General features: G+C 68.0%; 22 protein-coding genes, 1 tRNA gene and 1 pseudogene. 17 read left to right on the top strand and 7 right to left on the bottom strand.

Annotated features, from left to right (window positions below; translation table 11 throughout):
* From AC1D12_RS03240 to AC1D12_RS03205, 8 genes are all read left to right on the top strand, one after another.
* A partial coding sequence (locus tag AC1D12_RS03240; protein WP_477838843.1) for a hypothetical protein occupies window positions 1–1,057 on the top strand: 1,057 nt, incomplete at its 5' end.
* The gene (locus AC1D12_RS03235; RefSeq protein ID WP_477838841.1) at window positions 1,054–2,046 is read left to right on the top strand and encodes a LacI family DNA-binding transcriptional regulator; all 993 of its coding nucleotides are present in this window, start codon (window positions 1,054–1,056) and stop codon (window positions 2,044–2,046) included. The genes AC1D12_RS03240 and AC1D12_RS03235, both read left to right, overlap by 4 nt.
* A gap of 126 nt (window positions 2,047–2,172) precedes the next feature.
* Window positions 2,173–3,423, top strand: coding sequence for an ABC transporter substrate-binding protein (locus tag AC1D12_RS03230; RefSeq protein WP_477838839.1), 1,251 nt, complete (start codon window positions 2,173–2,175; stop codon window positions 3,421–3,423).
* A 7-nt stretch (window positions 3,424–3,430) separates the two neighbouring features.
* Window positions 3,431–4,300, top strand: a complete 870-nt coding sequence (locus tag AC1D12_RS03225; RefSeq protein ID WP_047503287.1) for a carbohydrate ABC transporter permease — start codon at window positions 3,431–3,433, stop codon at window positions 4,298–4,300.
* Entirely contained in the window at window positions 4,293–5,159 is an 867-nt protein-coding gene (locus tag AC1D12_RS03220) for a carbohydrate ABC transporter permease (protein WP_047503289.1), read from the top strand. The genes AC1D12_RS03225 and AC1D12_RS03220 overlap by 8 nt, the downstream gene beginning before the upstream one ends.
* Window positions 5,160–5,171: 12 nt before the next feature.
* Window positions 5,172–6,224, top strand: a complete 1,053-nt coding sequence (locus tag AC1D12_RS03215; RefSeq protein WP_477838836.1) for an ABC transporter ATP-binding protein — start codon at window positions 5,172–5,174, stop codon at window positions 6,222–6,224.
* A gap of 28 nt (window positions 6,225–6,252) precedes the next feature.
* Entirely contained in the window at window positions 6,253–7,503 is a 1,251-nt protein-coding gene (locus AC1D12_RS03210; RefSeq protein ID WP_477838834.1) for a YbiU family protein, read from the top strand.
* 17 nt (window positions 7,504–7,520) lie between these two features.
* Entirely contained in the window at window positions 7,521–8,759 is a 1,239-nt protein-coding gene (locus AC1D12_RS03205; protein WP_477838832.1) for an AGE family epimerase/isomerase, read from the top strand.
* 223 nt (window positions 8,760–8,982) lie between these two features.
* Here AC1D12_RS03205 and AC1D12_RS03200 read toward each other — a convergent pair whose 3' ends face one another.
* The 3 genes from AC1D12_RS03200 to AC1D12_RS03190 are packed head-to-tail and all read right to left on the bottom strand — an operon-like array spanning window position 8,983 to window position 11,379.
* Window positions 8,983–9,432 (bottom strand): aldo/keto reductase, encoded by a 450-nt coding sequence (locus AC1D12_RS03200; RefSeq protein WP_477825736.1) that lies wholly within the window; start codon window positions 9,430–9,432, stop codon window positions 8,983–8,985.
* Window positions 9,429–10,523: an NADH:flavin oxidoreductase/NADH oxidase gene (locus tag AC1D12_RS03195; RefSeq protein WP_477838830.1), complete on the bottom strand. Its 1,095-nt coding sequence runs from the start codon at window positions 10,521–10,523 to the stop codon at window positions 9,429–9,431. The genes AC1D12_RS03200 and AC1D12_RS03195 overlap by 4 nt, the downstream gene beginning before the upstream one ends.
* A gap of 16 nt (window positions 10,524–10,539) precedes the next feature.
* Window positions 10,540–11,379, bottom strand: a complete 840-nt coding sequence (locus tag AC1D12_RS03190) for an SDR family oxidoreductase (RefSeq protein WP_477838828.1) — start codon at window positions 11,377–11,379, stop codon at window positions 10,540–10,542.
* A gap of 124 nt (window positions 11,380–11,503) precedes the next feature.
* On the opposite strand from AC1D12_RS03190, the gene AC1D12_RS03185 reads away from it, so the two are divergent.
* The 3 genes from AC1D12_RS03185 (at window position 11,504) to AC1D12_RS03175 (ending at window position 15,260) form a co-directional block, all read left to right on the top strand.
* Window positions 11,504–12,400 carry a LysR family transcriptional regulator gene (locus AC1D12_RS03185; RefSeq protein WP_477825739.1) on the top strand — a complete coding sequence of 299 codons (897 nt, stop codon included), beginning with the start codon at window positions 11,504–11,506 and terminating at the stop codon, window positions 12,398–12,400.
* A 131-nt stretch (window positions 12,401–12,531) separates the two neighbouring features.
* Window positions 12,532–13,005, top strand: a complete 474-nt coding sequence (locus tag AC1D12_RS03180) for a (2Fe-2S)-binding protein (protein WP_477838845.1) — start codon at window positions 12,532–12,534, stop codon at window positions 13,003–13,005.
* An 8-nt stretch (window positions 13,006–13,013) separates the two neighbouring features.
* On the top strand, window positions 13,014–15,260 hold the full coding sequence (locus AC1D12_RS03175) for a xanthine dehydrogenase family protein molybdopterin-binding subunit (RefSeq protein WP_477838826.1): 2,247 nt from the start codon (window positions 13,014–13,016) through the stop codon (window positions 15,258–15,260).
* Here the strand turns inward: AC1D12_RS03175 and AC1D12_RS03170 are convergent.
* Window positions 15,247–15,987: a Crp/Fnr family transcriptional regulator gene (locus AC1D12_RS03170; RefSeq protein WP_477828435.1), complete on the bottom strand. Its 741-nt coding sequence runs from the start codon at window positions 15,985–15,987 to the stop codon at window positions 15,247–15,249. The two genes, AC1D12_RS03175 and AC1D12_RS03170, sit on opposite strands and share 14 nt — an antisense overlap.
* Window positions 15,988–16,214: 227 nt before the next feature.
* Here AC1D12_RS03170 and AC1D12_RS03165 point away from each other — a divergent pair, with 227 nt between their 5' ends.
* Window positions 16,215–17,792 (top strand): tannase/feruloyl esterase family alpha/beta hydrolase, encoded by a 1,578-nt coding sequence (locus AC1D12_RS03165; protein ID WP_477838824.1) that lies wholly within the window; start codon window positions 16,215–16,217, stop codon window positions 17,790–17,792.
* 128 nt (window positions 17,793–17,920) lie between these two features.
* On the opposite strand, the gene AC1D12_RS03160 is transcribed toward AC1D12_RS03165, so the two are convergent.
* Window positions 17,921–17,996, bottom strand: a tRNA-Ala gene (locus tag AC1D12_RS03160).
* Window positions 17,997–18,076: 80 nt separating this feature from the next.
* Between AC1D12_RS03160 and AC1D12_RS03155 the strand changes: the two genes are divergently transcribed.
* From AC1D12_RS03155 to AC1D12_RS03145, 3 genes are all read left to right on the top strand, one after another.
* Window positions 18,077–18,538 carry a GNAT family N-acetyltransferase gene (locus tag AC1D12_RS03155; protein WP_477827474.1) on the top strand — a complete coding sequence of 154 codons (462 nt, stop codon included), beginning with the start codon at window positions 18,077–18,079 and terminating at the stop codon, window positions 18,536–18,538.
* Window positions 18,539–18,611: 73 nt separating this feature from the next.
* A complete protein-coding gene (locus tag AC1D12_RS03150; RefSeq protein WP_477838822.1) occupies window positions 18,612–19,610 on the top strand; it encodes a Gfo/Idh/MocA family protein in 999 nt (332 codons plus the stop codon).
* Window positions 19,611–19,621: 11 nt separating this feature from the next.
* Window positions 19,622–20,509, top strand: coding sequence for an ion transporter (locus tag AC1D12_RS03145; RefSeq protein WP_477827472.1), 888 nt, complete (start codon window positions 19,622–19,624; stop codon window positions 20,507–20,509).
* Window positions 20,510–20,513: 4 nt separating this feature from the next.
* Here the strand turns inward: AC1D12_RS03145 and AC1D12_RS03140 are convergent, their stop codons facing one another.
* The gene (locus AC1D12_RS03140) at window positions 20,514–21,359 is read right to left on the bottom strand and encodes a lipase family protein (RefSeq protein WP_477838820.1); all 846 of its coding nucleotides are present in this window, start codon (window positions 21,357–21,359) and stop codon (window positions 20,514–20,516) included.
* A gap of 191 nt (window positions 21,360–21,550) precedes the next feature.
* Between AC1D12_RS03140 and AC1D12_RS03135 the strand changes: the two genes are divergently transcribed.
* Both AC1D12_RS03135 and asd read left to right on the top strand, forming a co-directional pair.
* Window positions 21,551–22,459 (top strand): dienelactone hydrolase family protein, encoded by a 909-nt coding sequence (locus AC1D12_RS03135; RefSeq protein ID WP_477827391.1) that lies wholly within the window; start codon window positions 21,551–21,553, stop codon window positions 22,457–22,459.
* A 67-nt stretch (window positions 22,460–22,526) separates the two neighbouring features.
* On the top strand, window positions 22,527–23,384 hold the full coding sequence (gene asd / locus AC1D12_RS03130; protein WP_477838818.1) for an archaetidylserine decarboxylase: 858 nt from the start codon (window positions 22,527–22,529) through the stop codon (window positions 23,382–23,384).
* Here the strand turns inward: asd and AC1D12_RS03125 are convergent.
* A pseudogene (locus AC1D12_RS03125) lies at window positions 23,367–23,590 on the bottom strand (histidine/lysine/arginine/ornithine ABC transporter ATP-binding protein); the annotation flags it as partial. The gene asd and the pseudogene AC1D12_RS03125 overlap by 18 nt on opposite strands.

Genomic DNA, 23,590 nt, shown 5'->3' with positions numbered 1-23,590 from the left:
TTTCTACACTGGCCCGATCGTGGCCTCAACGCCCTCCTCTCCCCCCACCGAAGACGCTGCCCGCCGGCTGCGCTGGGCGCATGGCGATGCGGAGTTGCATGCCTTCGGCGGCATGYTGGCGCCGGTGCGTTTCCGGGCCGCCGGGCGGGCGGATTTCTCGCCGCTGCACGTGGCGCCGTGGGCCGACGAACCGCAGGCCCACCAGCAATGGCCCGGCCTGCTGGGCCGCTTGCGCGGCGAGTGGCCGTGCGTGCCGTTCGGGCGCTGCGATCGGCCCGACGGACTGCCGGGCACCTGGCAGGCCCGCCAGCCCGCCGACGACTGGGCGCACGGCTACGCGTCGCACCACCGCTGGCAGTGGCTGGCCTCGGATGCGCTGTCGCTCGCGCTGCACATCGAGATGCCGCCCGAGCACCCGGTGCAGCGCCTGACCCGCACCGTGCGCGCGGTGGCCGATGCACCTGCGCTCGAGATCACGCTGCAAATCGATGCCCGCAAGCCGTGCCGCCTGCCGGTCGCGCTGCACCCGACGCTGCGGCTCGACCTCGGCCGCGTGGCGCTCGAGCTGCATCACGACGGCCCGGGTTTCGCCTACCCGGTGCCGACCGAGCCGGGCCGCTCGCGGCTCGCGCCCGGCGCACGCTTCGAGCAGCTGGGCGCAGTACCACTGGCCGACGGTTCGACGAGTGGCCCCACGGGCGACTTCGCCCATTTCCCGCAGCCGGCCGATGGCGAGGACCTGCTGCAGCTGATGGACATCGTCGGCCCGGTGACCGCCCGCTACCTCGACGCCGGCTGGTCGCTGACGCTCGACTGGGACCGTGCGCTGCTGCCCGACCTGATGCTGTGGGTGAGCCACCGGGGCCGGCTCGCGCCGCCGTGGAACGGCCGGCACCTCGCGCTCGGCGTCGAGCCGGTGAACGGCGCCTGGGACCTGGGCCGCATCGGGCGCCCGCCGGCCGATCACCCGCTCGCGGCGCGCGATGGCATCGCGCTGCACCCCGACGAGCCATGCGTGATCCGCCATCGCCTGTCGGCCCGGCCGCTGAACCCATGAACTCCGATGGCGTGACCATCCGCGACATCGCCGAGGCGGCCGGCGTCTCGATCGGCACCGTCTCGCGCGCGCTGAAGAACCAGCGCGGCCTCTCCGACGAGACGCGCCGCCAGGTGCGCGAGGTCGCCCGCAACCTCGGCTACGACCCCGGCCGGCTGCGCTCGGCCAAGGCGCGGCGGCTGCTGTTCATGGTGCACCGCCACCACAGCAGCTTCTCGCTGAACCCGTTCTTCTCGCAGGTGATGCATGGCGTCGAAGAGGCCTGCCGCGAGTTCGGCGTGGTGCCCACCGTGCTCAGCGCCGGCCCGGCCGACCCGGTGCGCCAGCTGCTGCGCCTGCACGAGCCCGACGCGCTGATGGCCGCCGGCTACTTCGAGGCCGAGGTGGTCGACCTGCTGCGCGCGATGGACCTGCCGCTCGCGCTGGTCGATTTCTGGATGCCGGGCTGCCGCGCGGTGAACCCCGACAACGCGCAGGGCGGCTACCTCGCGACGCAGCACCTGCTGGCGCAGGGCTACCGGCGCATCGCCTACCTCGCCGGCTCGCTGGCGCACTTCAGCATCCGCGAGCGCGAGCGCGGCTACCGGCGCGCGCTGTTCGAGGCCGGCGTGCTGGCCGACCCCGATCTCGAAGTGGTCGCCCCGCCCGGCCTGGACACGTCGGCCGGCGCCGAGGCCGCGATGCGCGAGCTGCTGAAGCTGCGCCCGCGCCCCGATGCCGTGTTCGCCTACAACGACATGGCCGCGCTGGCCGCGATCCGCGTCTGCCAGGCGGCCGGGCTGCGCGTGCCGCAGGACGTCGCCTTCGTCGGCTTCGACGACATCGCCGCCGCCGGCTACGGCACGATGGGGCTGACGACGATGCGCGTCGACAAGGAGGCGCTCGGCCGCACCGGCGTCGAGATGGTGATGCGGGGGGACGACATGCCGCAGGACATCGTTCAGCCGGTCGAACTGGTCGTACGCGACAGCTCCTGTTCACCTCGCTAAACAGGGCTTGTTTCGCGATCTGCGCTGACTCTTGCGCGGGAATCCCCCGTCAGAACGTTGAGCGCTCCGTCCTATCCTGACCGGCGTGACCTCGACGTCACACCCCTACAAGCAGGAGACAAGCGAATGACACGTCACCCTCTGAAGACATTCGTCGCGGCCGCATGCGCGCTCGCGTTCTCGGGCCTCGCGTCCGCGCAGCAAAGCGTGGAGGTGCTGCACTGGTGGACCTCCGGCGGCGAGGCCGCGGCGCTGAACGTGCTGAAGGGCAACCTCGAGAAGCAGGGCGTCAAGTGGAACGACATGCCGGTGGCCGGCGGCGGCGGCGAGGCCGCGATGACGGCCGTGCGCGCCCGCGTGACCGCCGGCAACCCGCCGACCGCCGTGCAGCTGCTCGGCTTCGACATCCAGGACTGGGCCAAGCAGGGCGTGCTGGCCGACCTGAACGCGGTCGCCGCGAAGGAAGGCTGGGACAAGGTCGTGCCGGGCGCGCTGCAGGCGTTCTCGAAGTACGACGGCAAGTGGATCGCAGCACCCGTCAACGTGCACTCGACCAACTGGGTCTGGGCCAACAAGTCGGTGCTCGACAAGGCCGGCGTCACCACGCTGCCGACCAGCTTCGACGAGTTCATCGCCGCCGCCGAGAAGGTGCAGAAGGCCGGCTTCGTCGCGCTGGCGCACGGCGGCCAGCCGTGGCAGGACGCGACGCTGTTCGACAGCGTCGTGCTGAGCACCGGCGGCATCGACTTCTACAAGAAGGTCTTCATCCAGAAGGACAAGGCCGCCCTCGGCTCGCCGACGATGCTGAAGGCCTTCGACCGCATGGGCCAGCTGCGCAAGCTGGTCGACAAGGACTTCTCCAACCGCGACTGGAACCTCGCGTCGGCCATGGTCATCAGCGGCAAGGCCGGCTTCCAGATGATGGGCGACTGGGCCAAGGGCGAGTTCGTCGCGGCGAAGAAGAAGCCGGGCGTCGACTTCATCTGCATGCGCTTCCCCGGCACCCAGGGCATGGTGTCGTTCAACTCCGACCAGTTCGCGATGTTCAAGGTCGGCGGCGACAAGGCCGCGGCGCAGGCCAAGATGGCCAGCGCGGTGATGGACCCGGCGTTCCAGTCGGCCTTCAACGTCGTCAAGGGCTCGGTGCCGGCGCGCACCGACGTGTCCGACGCGGCGTTCGACGACTGCGGCAAGAAGGGCATCAAGGACCTGGCCRAGGCCAGCGGCAAGGGCGCGCTGGTCGGCTCGATGGCGCACGGCCACGCGGTGCCGGCCGGCATCAAGAACGCGTTCTACGACGTGATCACGCGCCACTTCAACGGGCAGATCGACAGCAAGGCCGCGGTCAAGGAAATGGTCGCCGCGGTCGACAACTGATCCCTCGATGAAGGCTCCCCTGATCGCGAAGGCGGTGCTGTCGCCGAGCGTGCTGCTGATCGGCGTCTGCGTCTACGGCTACATCGCCTTCACCGCGTGGCTGTCGTTCACGGCCTCGACGATGGTGCCGGTGACCACGTTGTCCGGCCCCGAGGCGTACGTGCGCCTCGTCGGGCTGAACAACTGGGTTCTGTCGGTGAAGAACCTCGGCATCTTCGCGACGCTGTACATCCTCGGCTGCGGGGTGCTGGGGCTGCTGCTCGCGGTGCTGATCGACCAGAAGGTGCGCGCGGAAGCCGGCTTCCGGTCGGTCTTCCTGTACCCGATGGCGCTGTCGTTCATCGTCACCGGCACCGCGTGGAAGTGGCTGATGGATCCGGGCATCGGGCTCGAACGCTCGATGCACGCGATCGGCTGGAGCAGTTTCGCGTTCGGCTGGGTCAAGGACAGCGACCTCGCGATCTACTGCGTCGTGATCGCCGCGGTGTGGCAGACCTCGGGCTTCGTGATGGCGCTGTTCCTGGCCGGGCTGCGCGGCGTCGACACCGAGGTGGTGAACGCCGCGCGGCTCGACGGCGCGCGCACCTGGCGCATCTACCAGCGCGTGATCCTGCCGCAACTCGGCGCGAGCTTCATCTCGGCCTTCGTGATCCTCGCGCACATGGCGATCAAGTCCTACGACCTGGTGATCGCGCTGACGAATGGCGGCCCGGGGCGGGCCAGCTGGCTGCCGTCGCTCTTCATGTACCAATACACCTTCACGCGCAACGAGATGGCGGTCGGCGCGGCCAGCGCGGTGCTGATGCTGATCGCCATCGCGATCGTCGTGATCCCGTACATCCTGCGCGAGACGCGCCAGGCGGATGCCCATGGCTGAGCGCACGCTGAAGACAGTGTTGCCGCGTGTGGTGCTGTACGGCGTGCTGGGCTACGCCGCGCTGCTGTTCCTGATGCCGCTGTACGTGATGCTGGTCAACTCGGTGAAGCCGCTCGACGAGATCCGCGCCGGCGACCTGATGGCCTGGCCCGACGCGTTCACGCTGCAGCCGTGGCACGACGCCTGGAGTCTGGCGCAGATCGGCGTGCAGGCGACCGGGCTCAAGCCCTACTTCCTGAACAGCTTCCTGATGACGCTGCCGGCGGTGCTGATCTCCACCGGCATCGGCGCCTTCAACGGCTACGTGCTGACGCAGTTCCGCTTCCGCGGCGCGCACCTGGTGTTCGCGATGCTGATGTTCTCGGTGTTCATCCCGTTCCAGATCGTGCTGATCCCGATGGCGCGCACGCTGGGGCTGCTGCACCTGGCCGGCACGGTGCCGGGGCTGGTGCTGGTGCACGTGGTGTACGGCATCGGCTTCACCACCCTCTTCTTCCGCAACTACTACGCAGCGTTCCCGGCCGAGCTGGTGCGCTCGGCGCGCATGGACGGCGCGCGCTTCTTCCGGCTGTTCTTCCGGCTGCTGCTGCCCAACAGCGTGCCGATCATCGTCGTCTCGGTGATCTGGCAGTTCACCAACGTGTGGAACGACTTCCTGTTCGGCGCCTCGTTCAGCGACTACAGCAGCTTCCCGATCACGGTGGCGCTGAACAACCTCGTCAACTCGAGCACCGGCGTGAAGGAATACAACGTGCACTTCGCGGCGGCGTTCATCGCCGGCGCGCCGACCTTGCTTGTCTACATCCTGTCGGGGAAGTATTTCGTTCGCGGCCTGATGGCCGGCTCCGTCAAAGGCTGATCTACACACACCATGGCAGACCTCGCCCTGCAAGGCATCCACAAGCTGTTCGGCGCGACCCGCGTGCTGCACGAGATCGACATCCACCTGCCCGACGGCGAGTTCCTGGTGCTGGTCGGCCCGTCGGGTTGCGGCAAGAGCACGCTGATGAACCTGATCGCCGGGCTCGAGGAGCCGAGCGGCGGGCGCATCGTGCTCGGCGGCCAGGACATCACCGCCGCCGGCCCGGCCGACCGCAACATCTCGATGGTGTTCCAGTCGTACGCGCTGTACCCGAACATGACGGTGGCGGCCAACATCGCGTTCCCGCTGGAAATGCGCGGCGTGCCGAAGGCAGAGCGTGACAAGACGGTGCAGAGCGTGTCCACGATGCTGCAGATCGACCACCTGCTGCAGCGCAAGCCGCGCCAGCTGTCGGGCGGGCAGCGCCAGCGCGTCGCGATCGGCCGGGCGCTCGCGCGGCAGCCGCAGCTCTTTCTGTTCGACGARCCGCTGTCGAACCTCGACGCSAARCTGCGCGTRGMCATGCGYGCCGAGATCAAGCGGCTGCACATGCGCACCGGCGTCACCACCATCTACGTGACGCACGACCAGGTCGAGGCGATGACGCTGGGCACGCGCATCGCGGTGCTCGACGCCGGGCGCATCCAGCAGCTGGCGACGCCGCTCGAGATCTACACGCGGCCGGCGAACCGCTTCGTCGCGACCTTCATCGGCTCGCCGTCGATCAACCTGTTCGACGCGACGCGCGATGCGGCCGGCCTGCTGCGCCTGCCCGACGGCACCGCGATCGGCGAGCTCGCGAACGGACCGGCCGGCAAGGTGGCCGTGGGTGTGCGGCCGGAAGACATGAGCCTGCGCGACGACGGCCAGCTCGCCGGACGGATCTCGCTGGTGGAGCCGACCGGGCCGGAGACCTATGCGCTGGTCGACCTCGGCCACACCGAGGTCACGGTGCGCATGAGCGGCCTGCCGAACGTGCTGCCCGGCGCCGAGGTGCGGGTGCATGTGCCGCCGCAGGCGCTGCATGTGTTCGCGTCCGAGACGGGCGAGCGCCTGAACTGAGGAACTTCTGAAGCAGGAGGACCATGCGATGGAAGCCTGGATGAACGACGTGCCCGCCGCGGTGCGGGATTCGCAGCGGCAGCTGCGCCGCGACGTGCACGACCTGCCGGGCCGCTTTGCGCGGTTGAGCGAGGCACTGGAGGCCGAGGTGGCTGCGATCCGCGCCGAGCAGGCGCAGGGCGGCGCGGTGCCCGAGCTGCACTACCGGGACGTGGCGGCCGGCAAGGTCACTGCAGCGCAGATGGCGCACATCAGGCGGCGCGGCTGCGTCGTGATCCGCCGCGTCTTCGACCCCGATGTCGTCGGCGCGTGGAACGAGGCCATCGGGCGCTACATCGACGCGGTGCAGTACCTGCAGCGCATGCCGCAGAAGGCGGGGCTGGACAAGTACTTCAGCGCGCTCGGCTCGAGCCGACCGCAGATCTACAGCCTGTACTGGTCGCTGCCGCAGATGCAGGCGCGCCAGCATGCCGACATGGCGGCCACGCGCGCGTGGCTGAACCGGCTGTGGACCTTCGAGAAGAACGGCACGCGCTGGTTCGACCCCGACCGGCAGTTCAACTACGCCGACCGGATCCGCCGCCGCGAGCCGGGCGATTCGACGCTCGGGCTGTCGCCGCATTCCGACGGCGGCTCGGTCGAGCGCTGGTGCGAGCCGACATTCCGCCACGTCTACCGCGAGGTGTTCGACGGCGACCCGCTGGCCTTCGATCCGTTCGATGCCGAAGGCCGCACCGCGACGCGCGAGATCCCGTCGCCCGCCGTGTGCTCGGCCTTCCGCACCTTCCAGGGCTGGACCGCGCTGACGCGACAGGGCCCGGGCGACGGCACGCTGAAGCTGGTGCCGATCGCGAAGACCACGCCGTGGATGCTGCTGCGCGCACTGCAGCCCGACGTGCCCGAGGGCGACCTGTGCGGCGCGCAGCCGGGGCGGGCGCTGGGCGCGTCGCCGCAGTGGCATGCGCCGCTGCTGGCGGGGCTGGTGTCGATTCCGCAGGTGGAGCCCGGCGACACCGTGTGGTGGCACTCCGACGTGATCCACGCGGTGGAAGACCAGCATGCGGGCCGCGGCTACAGCAACGTGATCTACATCGGCGCGGCGCCGTGGTGCGGCAAGAATGCCGCCTTCGCGCAGCGGCAGGCTGCGGCCTTCCTGGAAGGCCGCAGCAGCCCGGACTTCGCGCCGGAGGACTACGAGCTCGGCTTCGACGGCCGGGCGCGCGAAGAGAACCTGAGCCCGCTCGGCCGCATGCAGATGGGGCTGAGAGAATGGTCCTGAGCTGACCGATTTTTTCGATGACTTCCATGACAACGACGACGCCGCCCCTGCCCGATTTCCGCCGCCCCGAACCCCTGCTCGCCCACATCCGCCACACGCTCGCGTTCTACGACGGCCGCTGCCGCGACGACAGCGGCGGCTTCTTCCACTTCTACAAGGACGACGGCACGGTCTACGACCGGCGCACGCGCCACCTGGTCAGCAGCACGCGCTTCGTGTTCACGCAGGCGATGGCGTTCCGCCGTTTCGGCGAGCAGCGCTACCAGGACAGCACGCGCCACGCGCTGCGCTTCCTGCAGCAGGCGCACCTGCAGCCGAACGGCGGCTACGCGTGGCAGCTCGACTGGGACGGCACGAAGGCCACCGTGCAGGACAGCACCAACCACTGCTACGGCCTCGCGTTCGTGGTGCTCGCGCATGCGCATGCGCTGATGGCCGGCGTGGAGGAGGCGCGCACCGGGCTCGACGCGAGCTTCGCGCTGATGGAGCAGCGCTTCTGGGAGCCGTCGCGCGGCCTGTATGCCGATGAAGCGGACGCCGCGTGGAAGGTCGGCAGCTACCGCGGCCAGAACGCGAACATGCACAGCTGCGAGGCGATGATCGCCGCGTTCGACGCGACGAAGGACRCGAAGTACCTGCAGCGCGCGCTGACGCTGGCCGAGTCGATCACGCAGCGCCAGGCGGCGCTGGCCGACACGCCCGACGGGCCGCTGGTGTGGGAGCACTACCGCGCCGACTGGTCGGTCGACTGGGACTACAACCGCGACGACAAGACGAACATCTTCCGGCCGTGGGGCTTCCAGACCGGGCACCTGACCGAATGGGCGAAGCTGCTGCTGCAGCTGGAGACCCACCTGCCGGCCGACCAGCGCCCCGCGTGGCTGCTGCCGACCGCGCGCCGCTTCTTCGACACCGCGATGCGCCGCGGCTGGGACGCGGCGCACGGCGGGCTGGTCTACGGCTTCGCGCCGGACGGCAGCGTGTGCGACGGCGACAAGTATTTCTGGGTGCAGGCCGAGAGCCTGGCCGCCGCCGCGCTGCTCGCGCTGCGCACCGGCGACGCCGGCTACTGGGGCTGGTACGACAAGCTGTGGACCTACAGCTGGGCGCACATGATCGACCACGAGCACGGCGCCTGGTACCGCATCCTCACGCCGGACAACCGCAAGATCTCGGACGAGAAGAGCCCGGCCGGGAAGGTGGATTACCACACGATGGGGGCTTGCTATGACGTGCTGAGGGGGATGGGGGCCTGAGGGGCGCGGGACAGTAAGCTCCGTCGCGTGGCCATTCCGAATCACATCACTGTCTTGGGTCAACGCGCAGCGCAGCGTCCCATCTGTTCGACGAAGTCCTCAAGCTCATCGTCATGTCGGTCCGGGATCGAAGCTGTAGCGTGCGGCAAAGCATGTGCGTTGACATGCGAACCGTCAAGGCAACCCGGCGCGCCACAGACATGATGGCCGACCCACCATGGGCTCATAGATTGAGGAGCTGACATGCCTGTGACGAGCAACCCGACAGCAAACTCTGCACAGGGCGGCTGTTGAGGCCGCCTCCTGGCTGCTCAAGCTCGAATCCGAACTTCGTGGCGATCGCGACCTGGTCGCGAAAAGGCTCCAGCGCTGCGCCGACAAGCTGCTCGCTGGTATGCGGGCCATAGACCTCGGCCGTGTCAAAGAAGGTGACGCCCAGTTCATGGGCAAGTCGGAGTGTCTTGATGCCTTGGGCAATGTCCGCTGGGGGGCCGTAGTTGGCACTGATGCTCATGCATCCAGCGCCCAACGCCGAGACCTCAAGTGTTCCGAGTTTGCGTGTGGTCATTTTTCCTCTTCCTTTGCTTTTCAAGCCAGCGGCCCACGAGTGCGACTTTGCCGTCAGTCCTGCGCTGGCAAAGGTGATGCCTGCCAATACATCGCGGCGCTTCATGCCGCAGCCCAGTTCTCGAGCCAGTACGCATACGGCGTGGGCAGCACCCATGAGGACTTGGCCACACCGAGTTGCCGAGCAGCCTGCTGCGGCCAATGCGGGTTGTCCAGCAACCGCCGCGCGAACATCACGAGATCGAGCTGGCCGTCTCGCACGAAGCCGTCGGCCTGCCTGGCATCGGTGATGAGCCAGCTGGTGGCCACCTGCAAGCCTGTTTCGCGGCGGACTCGTTCGGCGACCGGGACCAGCATGTTCGGCGCCCATGGGACCGGGGACATGGTCGAGAAGCCAATGCCCACGTCCACGAGGTCCAGCCCGGCGGCCTTGAGACGCTTCAGTACGTCGATGGATTCAGCGAGGTTCGTGTCGTCATCGCCGTCGAATTCCAGCACCCCCAGCCTGGCCGTGAGCGGAAGCTCTTCCGGCCAGACCTGCCGCACCGCGGCCACCGTTTCGACGAGGAACCTTGCGCGGTTCTCCAGGCTGCCGCCGTAGGCGTCGTCACGTGCGTTGGAGTGCTTCGAAAGAAAGCTCTGCGCCAGGAAGCCGTGCGCAAAGTGCAGTTCCAGCCACTTGAAGCCTGCGTCATGCGCGCGCTTCGCCGCATCGACAAAGTCTTGCTGCACCCGGCGAATATCCGCCAGCGTCATCGCGCGCGGCACGTGGGGCTGCTCCGCGACCAGTGGCAATGCCGAAGGCGCGATGGGTTCCCAGCGTGCCGGGTCCGTCGAGGCCAGTGGCGCGCCGCCTTCCCAGGGTGGCGCGCAGCCCGCCTTGCGCCCTGCATGGGCGAGCTGGATGCCTGGCACCGCAGCCGCACCCGTGATGGTTCGGGCCACGGCGGCCAGTCCCCGCACGTGCGCATCGCTCCAGAGCCCGAGGTCTCCGGGCGTGATGCGGCCCTCGGGCGACACGGCGGTAGCCTCGACCATCACCAGGCCCGCACCACCGCGCGCCAGACTTGCATAGTGCGGAAGGTGCCAGTCGGTCGCCAGGCCTTCCTTGGCCATGTACTGGCACATCGGCGAAGCTGCGAGGCGGTTGCGAAGAGCGACCCCCTTCAACGTGTAGCTGTCGAACAATCCAGGCATCGAATGCTCCTCGTGATCAGAAGTTGCCGGCGGTGGATTTCGAAAGCTCCTCGAAGGCATGCACTGCCTTCAGTCGGGCTTGCACGGCCGGCGCAATCATCTCGATCGCGTCGCCTCCCGCCACGAACAGGCGTGGCGGTGCCTCCATGCCGGTGAGCTTCACGAGCACTTCGCCGAGCTTGTCGGGGTCCCCCGGCTGCTGGCTATCGTAGGGAGACCACATTTCCTGGGCGCTCACCTCGGTTGCCGCGTAGTCGTCGATTCGATGGCTGGGCCACTTGACGTTGGCAGCCTCCAGCAGGTCCGTGCGGAAGAAGCCCGGCTCGACGACGGTGACCTTGATGCCGAACTTCTCGACCTCGTCGGCGACTGCCAGCGAAAGGCCCTCCACGGCGAACTTGCTTGCGCCATAGGCGCTGCAGTGCTTCATCCCAACGACGCCCGCCACCGAGCTCATGTTGATGATGTGGCCGGAGCGCTGCTGGCGCATGACGGGCAAGGTTGCCCGCATGACGTGGCTCACGCCCCAGAAGTTGGTGGCGAACTGGCGCTCGATCTCTTGTGTCGTCAGCTCTTCGAAGTTGCCGACCAGGCTGTAGCCGGCGTTGTTCAGCACGACGTCGATCCGGCCGAACCTCGTCATCGCCTGCGCGACAGCAGTTGAAGCCTGCGCCTCGTCGGAGACATCCAGTCGAAGAATCTCCAGCTTGTCGGTCGCCACGCCGCGCAGGGCGTTTCTCAGCTTCTCCACGTTCCTGCCGGTGGCGACGACGCGGTCGCCGGCCGCCAGCGCGGCCTTGACGGTTCCGGCGCCGATGCCGCTGCCCGCTCCAGTGATGAACCAGACTTTGCTCATGACGTGCTCCTTGTGATGACTTCGGTGAGAACCTTCCTCACCGGCCGTGCATGAACTTTATGGACAAGGACCCAAAAGAAAAATGGGGTAATGCTGCATGACCTGTGAAGGTAAGCTTCAAGGTATGAAGCTGAATCAACTGGACGGATTGATCGCGTTCTGGAAGGTCGCTGAGCACGGCGGCTTCACTGCGGCAGCAGCGGACTTGGCGGTGTCGCCATCCGCGTTGAGCCAAGCCATCCGGCATCTGGAGACGCGTTTGGGCGTGCGGCTATTGAACCGCACCACGCGGAGCGTCAGCCTGACTGAAGCCGGTCGGGCCTACCTCTCACGCATCGGCCCAGCCCTCGGGCAAGTCGTCGATGCGGGGGACGAACTGAATGTCCTTCAGGGCAAGCCCTCCGGCACATTGCGCTTGAATGCGGCAAGGGTCTCCATTGCGCTGGTCCTGCGCCCGCTGTTGGAGGGTTTTCTTCGAGAGAACCCGCATGTCCAGCTCGAGCTGACCCATGATGAAGGTTTCATCGACATCGTCGAGAAAGGCTACGACGCAGGCATCCGGTTTGGCGAGAGCGTGCATCGCGACATGGTCGCCGTCCCCATCGGTGGACCCATGACAGTCGCGGTGGTGGCCACTCCTGAGTATCTGCGGCGTGTGCCAGCCCCCCGGCATCCAGACGATCTTGTGCGTCACAACTGCATCCGGCTGCGCTTTGCCTCCACAGGCGCCATCTACAAGTGGGAGTTCGACGTAGATGGCCGCCAGGTGGATTACGAGGTCGGCGGCAACCTGATCATCACCGACACGACGTTCAGCCTGGACATCGCGCTCGAAGGCGTCGGATTGGCGTACACCTTCGAACAACTGGCACAGCCCTACCTTCAGGCCAGGCGCTTGAAGCGTGTGCTGACCGAGTTCTCGCCAACGTTCCCTGGCTTTTACTTGTACTACCCCAGCAGGCACGATCAGCCTTCGAAGCTGAAGGCGTTGATCGAGTACGTCGGTCGACATGCGTCTTGAAGGAGACCTTCATACGGTCATAAGCGTTGGTGCCTTTTTCTTCCCGATCGGTGTGCCTACAGTCGCAATCCCAAACGCTGACTCACCAGGCGTCCCTTGCCCATCCACTGTTCGCGGAGAACCCACCGACCATGAGCAAGCTCAACATCAACGGCCGCGATCGCACGGTCGATGCCGACCCGTCCACCCCCATCCTCTGGGTGCTGCGCGACACGCTGGGCATGACAGGCACCAAGTTCGGCTGTGGCGCGGCCCTGTGCGGCGCCTGCACGGTCCATCTCGACGGCCAGGCGATTCGCTCGTGCGTGACGCCGATCTCCGCGGCGGCCGGGCAGAAGATCACCACCATCGAAGCCGTCACCGGTGGCACCGACAAGGTCGGCAAGGCGGTGCACGAAGCCTGGGTCAAGCATGACGTCGCGCAGTGCGGCTACTGCCAGAGCGGCCAGATCATGTCGGCCACTGCGTTCCTGAAGTCCGTCCCGCGCGGCAAGCTGCCAACCGACGCCAAGATCGATTCGGCGATGGCCGGCAACATCTGCCGGTGCGGCACCTACGCCCGCATCCGCGCCGCGGTGGCCGATGCCGCCACAACCCTCGCCTGAGGAACACCATGTCGCGCAACATCGAATACCGGGAACTGCCGCTCGCCTTGCAGCACATGCTGGAGCGGGACCACGCCGGCCAAGCCGCCGCCTTGCCGCGTCGCAGCTTCCTGAAGCTGGTCGGCGCAGGAGGGCTCGCGCTCGGTGCCTTTCCTCACCTGGCAACAGCGCAGGCCAATGGCGCAGGCGATTCGGCCGGCGGCCTCAAGCCGACCCAGCAGCCCTCGGCCTTCGTGCAGATCGCTCCCAACGGCGAGGTCACCGTGACGATCAACCGGCTGGAGATGGGTCAGGGTGTGCAGACCGCATTGCCGATGATCCTGGCCGAGGAACTCGATGCGGACTGGAAGCTGGTGCGCAGCCGGCATGGCTCGAGCGACGCCGCCTATGTCGACCCGGCGTTCGGCATGCACCTGACCGGCGGTTCCAACTCGGTCAAGAACAGCTACACGCAGTACCGCGAGCTGGGGGCGCGCGCTCGGGCCATGCTGCTGGCCGCGGCGGCGGCGCGCTGGAACGTGGACGCATCCACGTTGCGCACCCAGGCCGGTACAGTGCTGGGCCCGGGCCGCCGCAAGCTGGGTTACGGCGAGCTAGCCGAAGCCGCGATGGCCTTGCCCGTGCCCGAGAAGGTCACGCTGAAAGATCCAAAGGACTTCCGCATCATCGGGCGGCCCACCGGCCGCCTGGACGCCCGGGCCAAGAGCAGCGGACGGCAGAACTTCGGCATCGACGTTCGCCTGCCCGGGCAGCTGACCGCCGTGGTGGCTCGTCCACCCGTGTTCGGTGCAAAGCTTGCCTCCGTGGACGACGGTGCGGCACGCGCCGTCAAGGGCGTGAAAGCCGTGCTGCGCGTGCCGCTGGACCGTGGGGCCGAAGGCATCGCGGTGATTGCCGACGGCTACTGGCCGGCCAAGCAAGGGCGCGACGCGCTGAAGCTGCAATGGGACACGGCGAAGGTCGAGAAAGTCGACAGCGACAAGCAGCTCGCCCAGTACCGAGAGTTGGCCGGCCGCCCCGGGCCGCGCCATTTCGAATCCGACATGGCGCCACTGGCCAACGCACCACGGAAACTGGAAGCCGAGTTCGTCTTCCCCTACCTGGCCCATGCGGCCATGGAATCGCTCAACTGCACCGTCGCGATCAACGACGGGCGCGCGGAAATCTGGACGGGCTCGCAGTCGCCCGGCATGGACGGCGCCGCGGCCGCGCGCGTGCTGGGCCTCAAGCCCGAGCAGGTGAAGGTGAATGTGCAGATGGGGGGCGGGGGCTTTGGCCGGCGCTTTTCAGCCACCAGCGACTTCGTGGTCGAGGCCTGCGAGATCGCCAAGGCTGCGGCCGCCGCCGGCCTGAAGGTGCCGGTACGAACGCTCTGGAGCCGTGAGGACGACATGAAAGGCGGCTACTACCGCCCGATGCACCTGCACCGCGCGCGCATTGGCTTCGACGACACGGGCAAGGTGCTGGCCTGGGACCACGTGATCGTCGGCCAGTCGATCCTCGCCGGCTCCGTGTTCGAGCAGTTCCAGGTGAAGAATGGCGTCGACGCGTCCGCAGTCGAAGGCATGCGGGAGCCCTACCCGCTGCCGATGCGCCTGACGGTGCACCATCCCAAACTCAACGTGCCTGTGCTGTGGTGGCGCAGCGTGGGTTCCACCCATACCGCGTTCGTGATGGAGACGTTGATCGACGAGATTGCCCGCGCGACGAAGCAGGACCCGGTGGCCTACCGCATGAAGCTCTGGGGCGACAAGCACCCGCGCCACAGCGCCGCGCTACAGCTGGCCGTGGACAAGAGCGGCTATGGCAAGAAGCAGCTCCCCGCCGGCCGCGCCTGGGGCGTGGCGGTGCACGAGTCTTTCTCGACCGTCGTGGCCTACGTGGTCGAGGCTTCGATCAAGGACAACAGTCCCGTGCTGCACCGGGCGACAGCCGGCGTGCACTGCAACCTGGCGGTGAACCCGCGCACCATCGAGGCTCAGGCGCAAGGCTCAGCCGTCATGGGCCTGTCGATGTGCCTGCCCGGCGCGGCGATCACGTTGAAGGACGGCGTGGTGGAGCAGAGCAACTTCGGCGACTTCGTCGTGCCGCGCATCACCGACATGCCGCAGGTCGTCGTGCATGTCGTACCCAGCGCCGATGCGCCCACCGGCATGGGTGAACCCGGCCTGCCGCCGCTCGCACCGGCGTTCGCGAACGCGGTGGCAGCGCTGACCGGTAAACCGTTGCGCGAGATGCCTTTCAAGCTCGCCTGATCAGGGAGAGGGAACCAGAAGACCGCGCCATGACCGTGCGCGCCCTTCCAAACGCGTGCAAGCCTTCGACATCCAGAACGTGGATGCTGCCGTACTGCACTTGCATGAATCCGGCCGCCTGCAGTTCGTGCAGCGCTCGGTTCGCGATCTGGCGCGACAAGCCACACAAGCGTGCGATTTCTTCTTGGGAGATGCGCAAGGCATCCGAGGTGGCCGAGCAGAGCGACGGGTTGAACAGCTCAGCCACGCACACGGCAACCTGGGCAGTGGTGGATTGCATGCGACAACTCTCCACGACAGCGACGAACTGCCCGAGTCGGGCGTTCAACTGGTGCACCAGAAAGTGATTGAACGCCAGGCTGGTTTCAAAAAGCCAGTCGAACGTCTTCATCGGCATCAACGCGATCCAGCTGTCTCGCAGCGTGACCACTTCGTAAGGTCTGAGTTCGTGCTTGAGTATYGCCCCCTCGCCCAGCCACCCGCCGGAGGTCACGCCGATGAAGGTCGTGCTGCGCCCGTCCTCTGAAACGGTCGAGACCTTCACCATTCCATCCAGGACGCCGATCCAATACTGAGCTGGGGCGCCTTCCTGACAGACGACGGAGCCGGCGGCGTATTTCACCAGTTGGGTTTCGCACTCGACTCGCACCAACTGCTCGGCGGTCAGGTGCCTGGCCCACGGGGCTTCCCGCAGGTGATCGCGCATTTCGAGGGAAGGAGCCGACATGGTTTTCGCGAGAACTCAACGGTTGTACCCGTCGACGCTATCCGTACTGCGAGTCTTCGCAATCGGGGCAATCCAGTTCCGCGAGCCGGTCATGGGGGTCTTCCCCTAGCTGGAAAACGCGGGAATGTACATCGACGGACAGTCCATCTGCGGCGCAGATTCCAGAATCGTCCCGTGCCCATCGACAAGGCGGCAATGCACCGCTGAAGACTACGGAGACACACACCATGAGAGTTGGAAATCGCAAGACAAGCCCGGCCCGCCCTGCGGCGCTCGCCGCCATGGCCTCGTGCTCGTTGCTGCTGTCGGCCTGTGGCTCGAACGACGATGACGCGGCACCCGTCGTGGTGACTGCGCAGAAGGCCTGCGATGCCCTGTCGGGCAAGACCATCGCGGGCGCAACCCTCACCGCCGCCGCGGTGGCCGCGAGCGCAGCCGTACCGAGCTACTGCAAGGTCAATGGCACCATCGCTCCGGCCCTGAACTTCGAGATGCGTCTGCCGAACGCCTGGAACGGCAAGCTCTACTACGGCGGCGGCGGTGGCTACAACGGGTCGATCCCCGCGGTATCCGTGCCGGCACTGACTCAGGGTTACGCAACGGTCGCCAGCGACTCCGGCCACCAGGGCAGCGGGCTGTCTGCCGACTTCGCCTTGACCGACACCTTTGCAGCCCAGCTCTTCGGCAGCCTCTCGGTGCCGACGGTGATGTCGACCGCACTCGAGGCGGTGACCGCGGCCTACGGCATGCCGCCCTCCAAGTCATATTTCGAGGGCTGCTCCAACGGCGGGCGGGAAGCGTTGATGAACGTGCAGCGCTATCCGAACTTGTTTGACGGCGTCATCGCGCGGGCACCCGCCTACAACTGGGTGGGATTCATGGGCGCATTCAACCGCACGGCCAAGGCGCTGGCGGCTCCTGGTGGCGCATTCAGCACGGCCAAGACAGCGCTGTTGGCCAAGCACGTGCGCGACACCTGCGATGCGCTGGACGGCATCGTCGATGGTGTCGTCTCGAACCCCGCGGCTTGCACGCCGGCGCTCGTCAATGTGAGCGCATTGCGCTGTGCCGGCGGCGCAGACACCGGTGACACCTGCCTCTCGGATGCGCAGCTGGCGGTGGTCACGTCGTGGACGACCGACGCTGCGTTCACCGGCAGCAATACCTTCCGCAATGCCGGCTGGAACCTGACCGGCAACGAGGACGATCCAGGCGCCTGGGCAGTGTGGGAAACGGGCGGCGGCAATGTCACGGGCGCGCTGCAGTTCCTGTTCCAGGACACCACCGTCAAGAACTATCTCGCGCGCGACCCGGCAGCCAATTCGCTGACCTACGCGCCGTGGGATCAAAATCAGAACGCGCTCTATGCGATGGCGGCGCTCAACGACGCGACGAGCACCGACATTCGCCCGTTCATCAACAGCGGTGGCAAGCTGATCCTGTGGCACGGCGGCAATGATGGGGCGCTCAGCGTGAACTCGACTGCCGAGTACGTCGCCAACATGCGAAACGCCGTCGGCGCGACGAACGCCGACGCGGCCACGCGCTTCTACGTTGCGCCTGGCGTTGACCACTGCGCGGGCGGCCCCGGAGCAGACACGTCGGACCTGCTCACCGCGCTGGACCAATGGATCACGAAGGGCGCGGCGCCGGGCACCTTGACCGCACAGAAGCTCGATGCAGCGGGGGCGGTGTCAAGCACGCTGCCCTTGTGCCAGCACCCGCAGTACCCTCGCTACACCGGCCCGGCCAATGACGCAGCAGCCGCCAGGTTGGCAGCGAACTACACCTGCACGACGCCCTGAAGGGGGCAGCCCCGAAACGGGCCACCTGGACCTACCCTTGGTGCCTGGGAAGGTTTCCGGGAAGACGAACGGGAACAAGCCCTTGAAAGACAAAGGCCCCAGAGGTTTCCCTCTGAGGCCGAATCTGTTGGTGGAGAGGAGGAGGATCGAACTCCCGACCTTCGCATTGCGAACGCGACGCTCTCCCAGCTGAGCTACCCCCCCAACAAGGGCGCCAGTCTATCAAAAAAATCGGCGTGCTTGCCCCGCCGGATCGGGGGGCCGGAGCGCTTAAGCTGCGCGCCATGCCCGCCCCCGTCGAGATCCGACTCGCCCTGCCCGAAGACGCGCACGCGATCGCCGCGCTGTCGCGCGAGGCCATCGAGCATGGCCTGCCCTGGCGCTGGACGCCGCAGCGCGTGCGCCGCAGCCTGCGCGACCGCAGCACCAACGTGATCGTCGGCCACGAGCAAGGCGTGCTGCACGGCTTCGCGATCATGAAATACGACGACGAGGAAGCCCACCTGCTGCTGCTTGCCGTCGCGGCCACGCAGCGCCACCGCCACATCGGCTCGTCGCTGATGGCCTGGCTCGATGCCACCACCCGCGCCGCGGGCATTGCCGTGGTCCGCGTCGAGGCGCGCGCCAGCAACACGCAGGCCCGCTCGTTCTACAAGCACCACGGCTTCCGCGAGACCGGCATCGTCTCGGGCTACTACGAAGACGTCGAAGACGCCGTCCGCATGCGCCGCGACCTGCGCAGCTGATTTCTGCGCCGGCCTGTTCCCGAACCCGCCCGCGCGGACTAAAGTCTGCGCCGGCATCATTTTCGGAGGCAGCATGAAGAAGGTCGTGTGGGGGGTGCTCAGCACCGCGAAGATCGGGCTCGAGAAAGTCATCCCCGGCATGCAGAAGAGCGCCTTCTGCGACGTGCGCGGCATCGCATCGCGCTCGCTCGAACCAGCGCAGCGGGCCGCCGACAAGCTCGGCCTGGCCAAGGCGTACGGCTCCTACGAGGAGATGCTCGCCGACCCCGAGATCGAGGCCGTCTACAACCCGCTGCCCAACCACCTGCACATCCCGCTGACACTGCAGGCCGCGCGCGCCGGCAAGCATGTGCTGTGCGAGAAGCCGGTGTCGATCACCGCGCAAGAGGCCGCCGAGCTGCGCACCGTCGCCGACAAGGTGCTCGTCAGCGAGGCCTTCATGGTGCGCTACCACCCGCAGTGGCTGCGCGTGCGCGAGTTGCTGCGCGCCGGCCGCATCGGCAGCGTGCGCCAGGTGCAGGTGTTCTTCTCGTACTTCAACGACGACCCCGCCAACATCCGCAACATGGCCGACATCGGCGGCGGCGCGCTGTACGACATCGGCTGCTACGCGATCGTCGCCGGCCGCTTCATGTTCGAGGCCGACCCGAAGCGCGTGATCGCGCTGGTCGACCGCGACCCGAACTTCCACACCGACCGCAGCTGCAGCGCGCTCGCCGACTTCGGCGGCGGCCGCCACCTCGATTTCACGGTGTCGACGCAGAGCGTRCCGTACCAGCGCGTGCAGGTGGTCGGCACCACCGGGCGCATCGAGATCCAGATCCCGTTCAATGCGCCGCTCGGCGGCCGCACGAAGATCTTCATCGACAGCGGCCGCGCGCTCGACGGCTCGGCCATCGAGACCGAAACCCTCCCCGAGGCCGACCAGTACACGCTGCAGGGCGATGCGTTCTCGCGCGCGGTGCGCGGCGAGATCACGCTGCCCTACGGCGTCGACGACGCGATCACCAACATGCGGGTGATCGACGCGCTGTTCCGCTCCGAGCGCAGCAAGCGCTGGGAGGCGGTCTGACAAGAGACCTGATGCCCGCCCCGCCGGCTGCCCCCGCCCAGCCCACCGAGCCCGCCGAACGCTTCGGCCGCCCGCTCGGCGGCTGGCGCCTGCGGCTGTTCACGGTGATCTTCGAGGCCGACACCCGCAGCGGCCGGCTGTTCGACCTGGTGCTGGTGTGGCTGATCCTCGCGAGCGTGGTGGTCGTGATGCTCGACAGCTTCGCATCGGTGCATGCACGCTGGGGCGAGGTCTTCTCGGTGCTCGAGTGGGTGTTCACGGTGCTGTTCAGCCTCGAGTACCTGGCGCGGCTCGCCTGCGTGCAGCGTCCCGGGCGCTATGCCGGCAGCGTGTTCGGCATCATCGACCTGCTGGCGGTGCTGCCGACCTGGGCCGCGCTGGTGGTGCCCGGCCTGCATGCGCTGATCGACGTGCGGGCGCTGCGCCTGCTGCGGCTGTTCCGCATCCTGAAGCTGGCGGCCTACATCGCCGAGTACCGCGCGCTCGGCGAGGCGCTGATGGCCAGCCGCCGCAAGATCCTGGTGTTCCTGAGCTTCGTGCTGCTGGTCACGGTGGTGATGGGCAGCCTGATGTATGCGGTCGAGGGGCCCGGCAACGGCTTCGACAACATCCCGGTGTCGGTCTACTGGGCGATCTCGACGATGACCACCGTCGGCTTCGGCGACATCACGCCGAAGACCGGGCTCGGGCGCTTCATCGCGTCGTTCATGATGCTGGTCGGCTGGGGCACGCTCGCGGTGCCGACCGGCATCGTCAGCGCCGAGTTCACGGCGCTGCGGTTCCGGGGCCAGCCGGCGCCCACCACGCGGACCTGCCCCGCCTGCCTGACCGAGGGCCATGCCGCCAGCGCACGCTACTGCAGCGATTGCGGTGCCCCGCTGCCCGACGCGCGATCCTGACTGCTCAGAAGAACGCCCGCGCATAGTTGATCGGCGCATGGTCCGCCAGGTCGCGCAGCAGCACCGCACCGGGCCTGCCGGCGTGCTCGCCGAAGTAGGCGGTGCGGGCACGCATGCGGTCGTCGTCGACGCGCGTTGAATCGGGCCGCTCGACCAGCTCGCCGGCGCTCGTGATGTAGCTGGCCGGCGTCACGTGCGTGTAGGTGCGCAGGCTCGGCGGCAGGTCGGTGACCAGATCGCAGCAGTTGACGAGCCGGATGCGCTGCGGATTGCGCAGCCCTGCCGCAAACACCGCATCGCCGACGCGCGGGGAACCGAGCGTGACCAGCGTTCCCTCGTGCCACACCGAGGCCGCCAGCGTCGCGAGCGCCGCGCCCAGGCTGTGCCCGGTCAGCAGCAGCCCGTTGCGCGGTTTCGCATCCCCATCCAGCCAGTGGCCGATGCGCGGCAGCAGCGTGCGCGCCGCACCGGCAAAGCCCACATGCACCCGCCCGCTCGCCTCCGGCCACGGCGTCGTCAGCGCATTCAGGTCGTTCGCGAGATCGGCCAGCTCGTCCGGCTGCGTGCCGCGGAAGGCCACCAGCACCAGCCCGTCGGACGGCCGCAGCGCCCCGAAGGCCTGCGAGCCGCTGCCGGCATCGGCGAACAGCCGCGGCGCGTCGAAACCGGCCCGCGCCAGCGCGGCGGCCAGCCGCTCGGCCTCGGTCTTCGAGCCCTCGGCACGCACGTAGGCCAGGCGCGCGGCCTCGGTGGCCAATTGCAGCAGGGTCGGCTGCGCATCGGGCGTGAACAGCGTGGGCGCCCGCTCGGGCGAGTACAGGGCGGTGCGGCTGGGGTCGTAGGCGATCACGGGGCGCGGCAGAAGCAGGGATCGCGCATTCTGCGGGCCACGCGGGCCGATGCATGTTTCAGCCGTGCGATGCGCGCGCAAAACCTGAGTTCTGTACGGTGGCAATCCCCCTGCAAGTGACAGGCACGCCGTTTGCGGCTCAACTCCGCGGCTCAGACCCTTCCGTGTTCATCACCAGAGAGGACAACCCGATGGCCCAAGACAAGCCCCGCCAGACCGCGAGCGACTTCGATCCCGAGGTGCTGCGCCTGTTCGACAAGTACGTGCACGGCCAGATCGACCGCCGCGGCTTCCTCGACGGCGCCCGCAAGTACGCCGTCGGCGGCCTCACGGCCGCCGGCCTGCTCGAGGCGCTGAGCCCGAAGTTCGCCGCCGCCGAGCAGGTGCCGAAGACCGACCCGCGCATCGCGGCCGAATCGGTCGAGATCCCGTCGCCGCTCGGCTACGGCAAGGTGCGCGGCTACCTGGTGAAGCCGGCGCGCGTCTCCGGCAAGCTGCCGCTGGTGCTGGTGGTGCACGAGAACCGCGGCCTGAACCCGCACATCGAGGACATCACGCGCCGCCTCGCGCTCGAGAACTTCATCGCGTTCGCCCCCGACGCGCTGTTCCCGCTTGGCGGCTACCCCGGCGACGAGGACAAGGCCCGCGAGCTGTTCGGCAAGCTCGACCAGGCCAAGACGCAGGAGGACTTCATCGCCGCCGCCAACTACCTGCGCGCCCACCCGCTGGGCAACGGCAAGCTCGGCGCGGTCGGCTTCTGCTACGGCGGCGGCGTCGTCAACCTGCTGGCCACGCGCGTGCCCGAGCTGGCGGCCGGCGTGCCGTTCTACGGCAATGCGCCGGCGCTCGACAAGGTGGCCGGCATCAAGGCGCCGCTGCTGCTGTTCTTCGCCGACAACGACGAGCGCATCAACGCCGCCTGGCCGCCGTACGAGGCCGCGCTGAAGGCCGCCAAGGTGAAGTTCGACGCCTACAAGTACCCCGGCACCCAGCACGGCTTCAACAACGACACGACGCCGCGCTACGACGACGCGGCCGCCAAGCAGGCCTGGACGCGCACGATCGCGTTCTTCAACACCCAGCTGCGCACTGCGGGATGATCCTCGGGGGGCGCGCCCGGCGGCGTGGCTACACTGCGCAGCTTCGCCCAGCCTCGCGCCCCTCAACGTGTCGGATCGTCTCGCAGTCCTCCCGCAATACCTCCTCCCCAAGCAAGCGCTGACGCTGCTGGCCGGCCGCATCGCGTCGGCCCGCGGGGGCGCCTCGACCACGCGGCTGATCCGTTGGTTCGTCAAGCGCTACGGCGTCGACATGGCCGAGGCCGCCGACCCCGACATCGCCGCCTACCCGAGCTTCAACGAGTTCTTCACGCGTGCGCTGAAGCCCGGTGCACGGCCGCTCGCGCAGGCCGACCTGATCTGCCCGGTGGACGGCGCGATCAGCCAGTTCGGTCGCATCGAGCACGACCAGATCTTCCAGGCCAAGGGCCACCGCTACAGCACGACGGCGATGGTCGGCGGCGATGCGGCCCTCGCGAAGCAGTTCGACGGCGGCCACTTCGCGACGCTCTACCTGAGCCCGCGCGACTACCACCGCATCCACATGCCCTGCGACGGCCGGCTGCGCCGCATGATCCACGTGCCGGGCGCGCTGTTCTCGGTCAACCCGACCACCGCGCGCGGCGTGCCGGGGCTGTTCGCGCGCAATGAGCGCGTGGTCTGCGTGTTCGACGGCCCGCGCGGGCCSTTYGTGCTGGYGCTGGTCGGCGCCACCATCGTYGGCAGCATGGCGACGGTGTGGCATGGCGTGGTCAACCCGCCGCGCAGCGGCACGCTGCGCGAATGGCGCTACGACGACGATGCACCACCGGTCACGCTGAAGCAGGGCGACGAGATGGGCCGCTTCCTGCTCGGCTCGACGGTCGTGATGCTGTTCCCGGCGGGGCCGCTGGCGTTCAATCCGGCGTGGGAGCCGGCACTGCCGATCCGCCTCGGCGAGGCGATGGCCTCACTTCAGTCCGCCTGACAGGAACGCGCGCAGCCGCTCGCTGCGCGGCCTCGCCAGCACCTCGCGCGGATCGCCCTCCTCCTCGACGACGCCCTGGTGCAGGAACATCACGTGCCGCGACACCTCGGCCGCGAACGCCATCTCGTGGGTGACGACGATCATCGTGCGCCCCTCGCCGGCCAGCTCGCGCATCACCTTCAGCACCTCGCCGACGAGTTCCGGGT

This window comes from Rhizobacter sp. P1_G5, assembly GCF_056405435.1.
The sequence above is the reverse complement of the archived record's forward strand: the minus strand, read 5'-3'. Positions and strand labels throughout refer to the sequence as shown.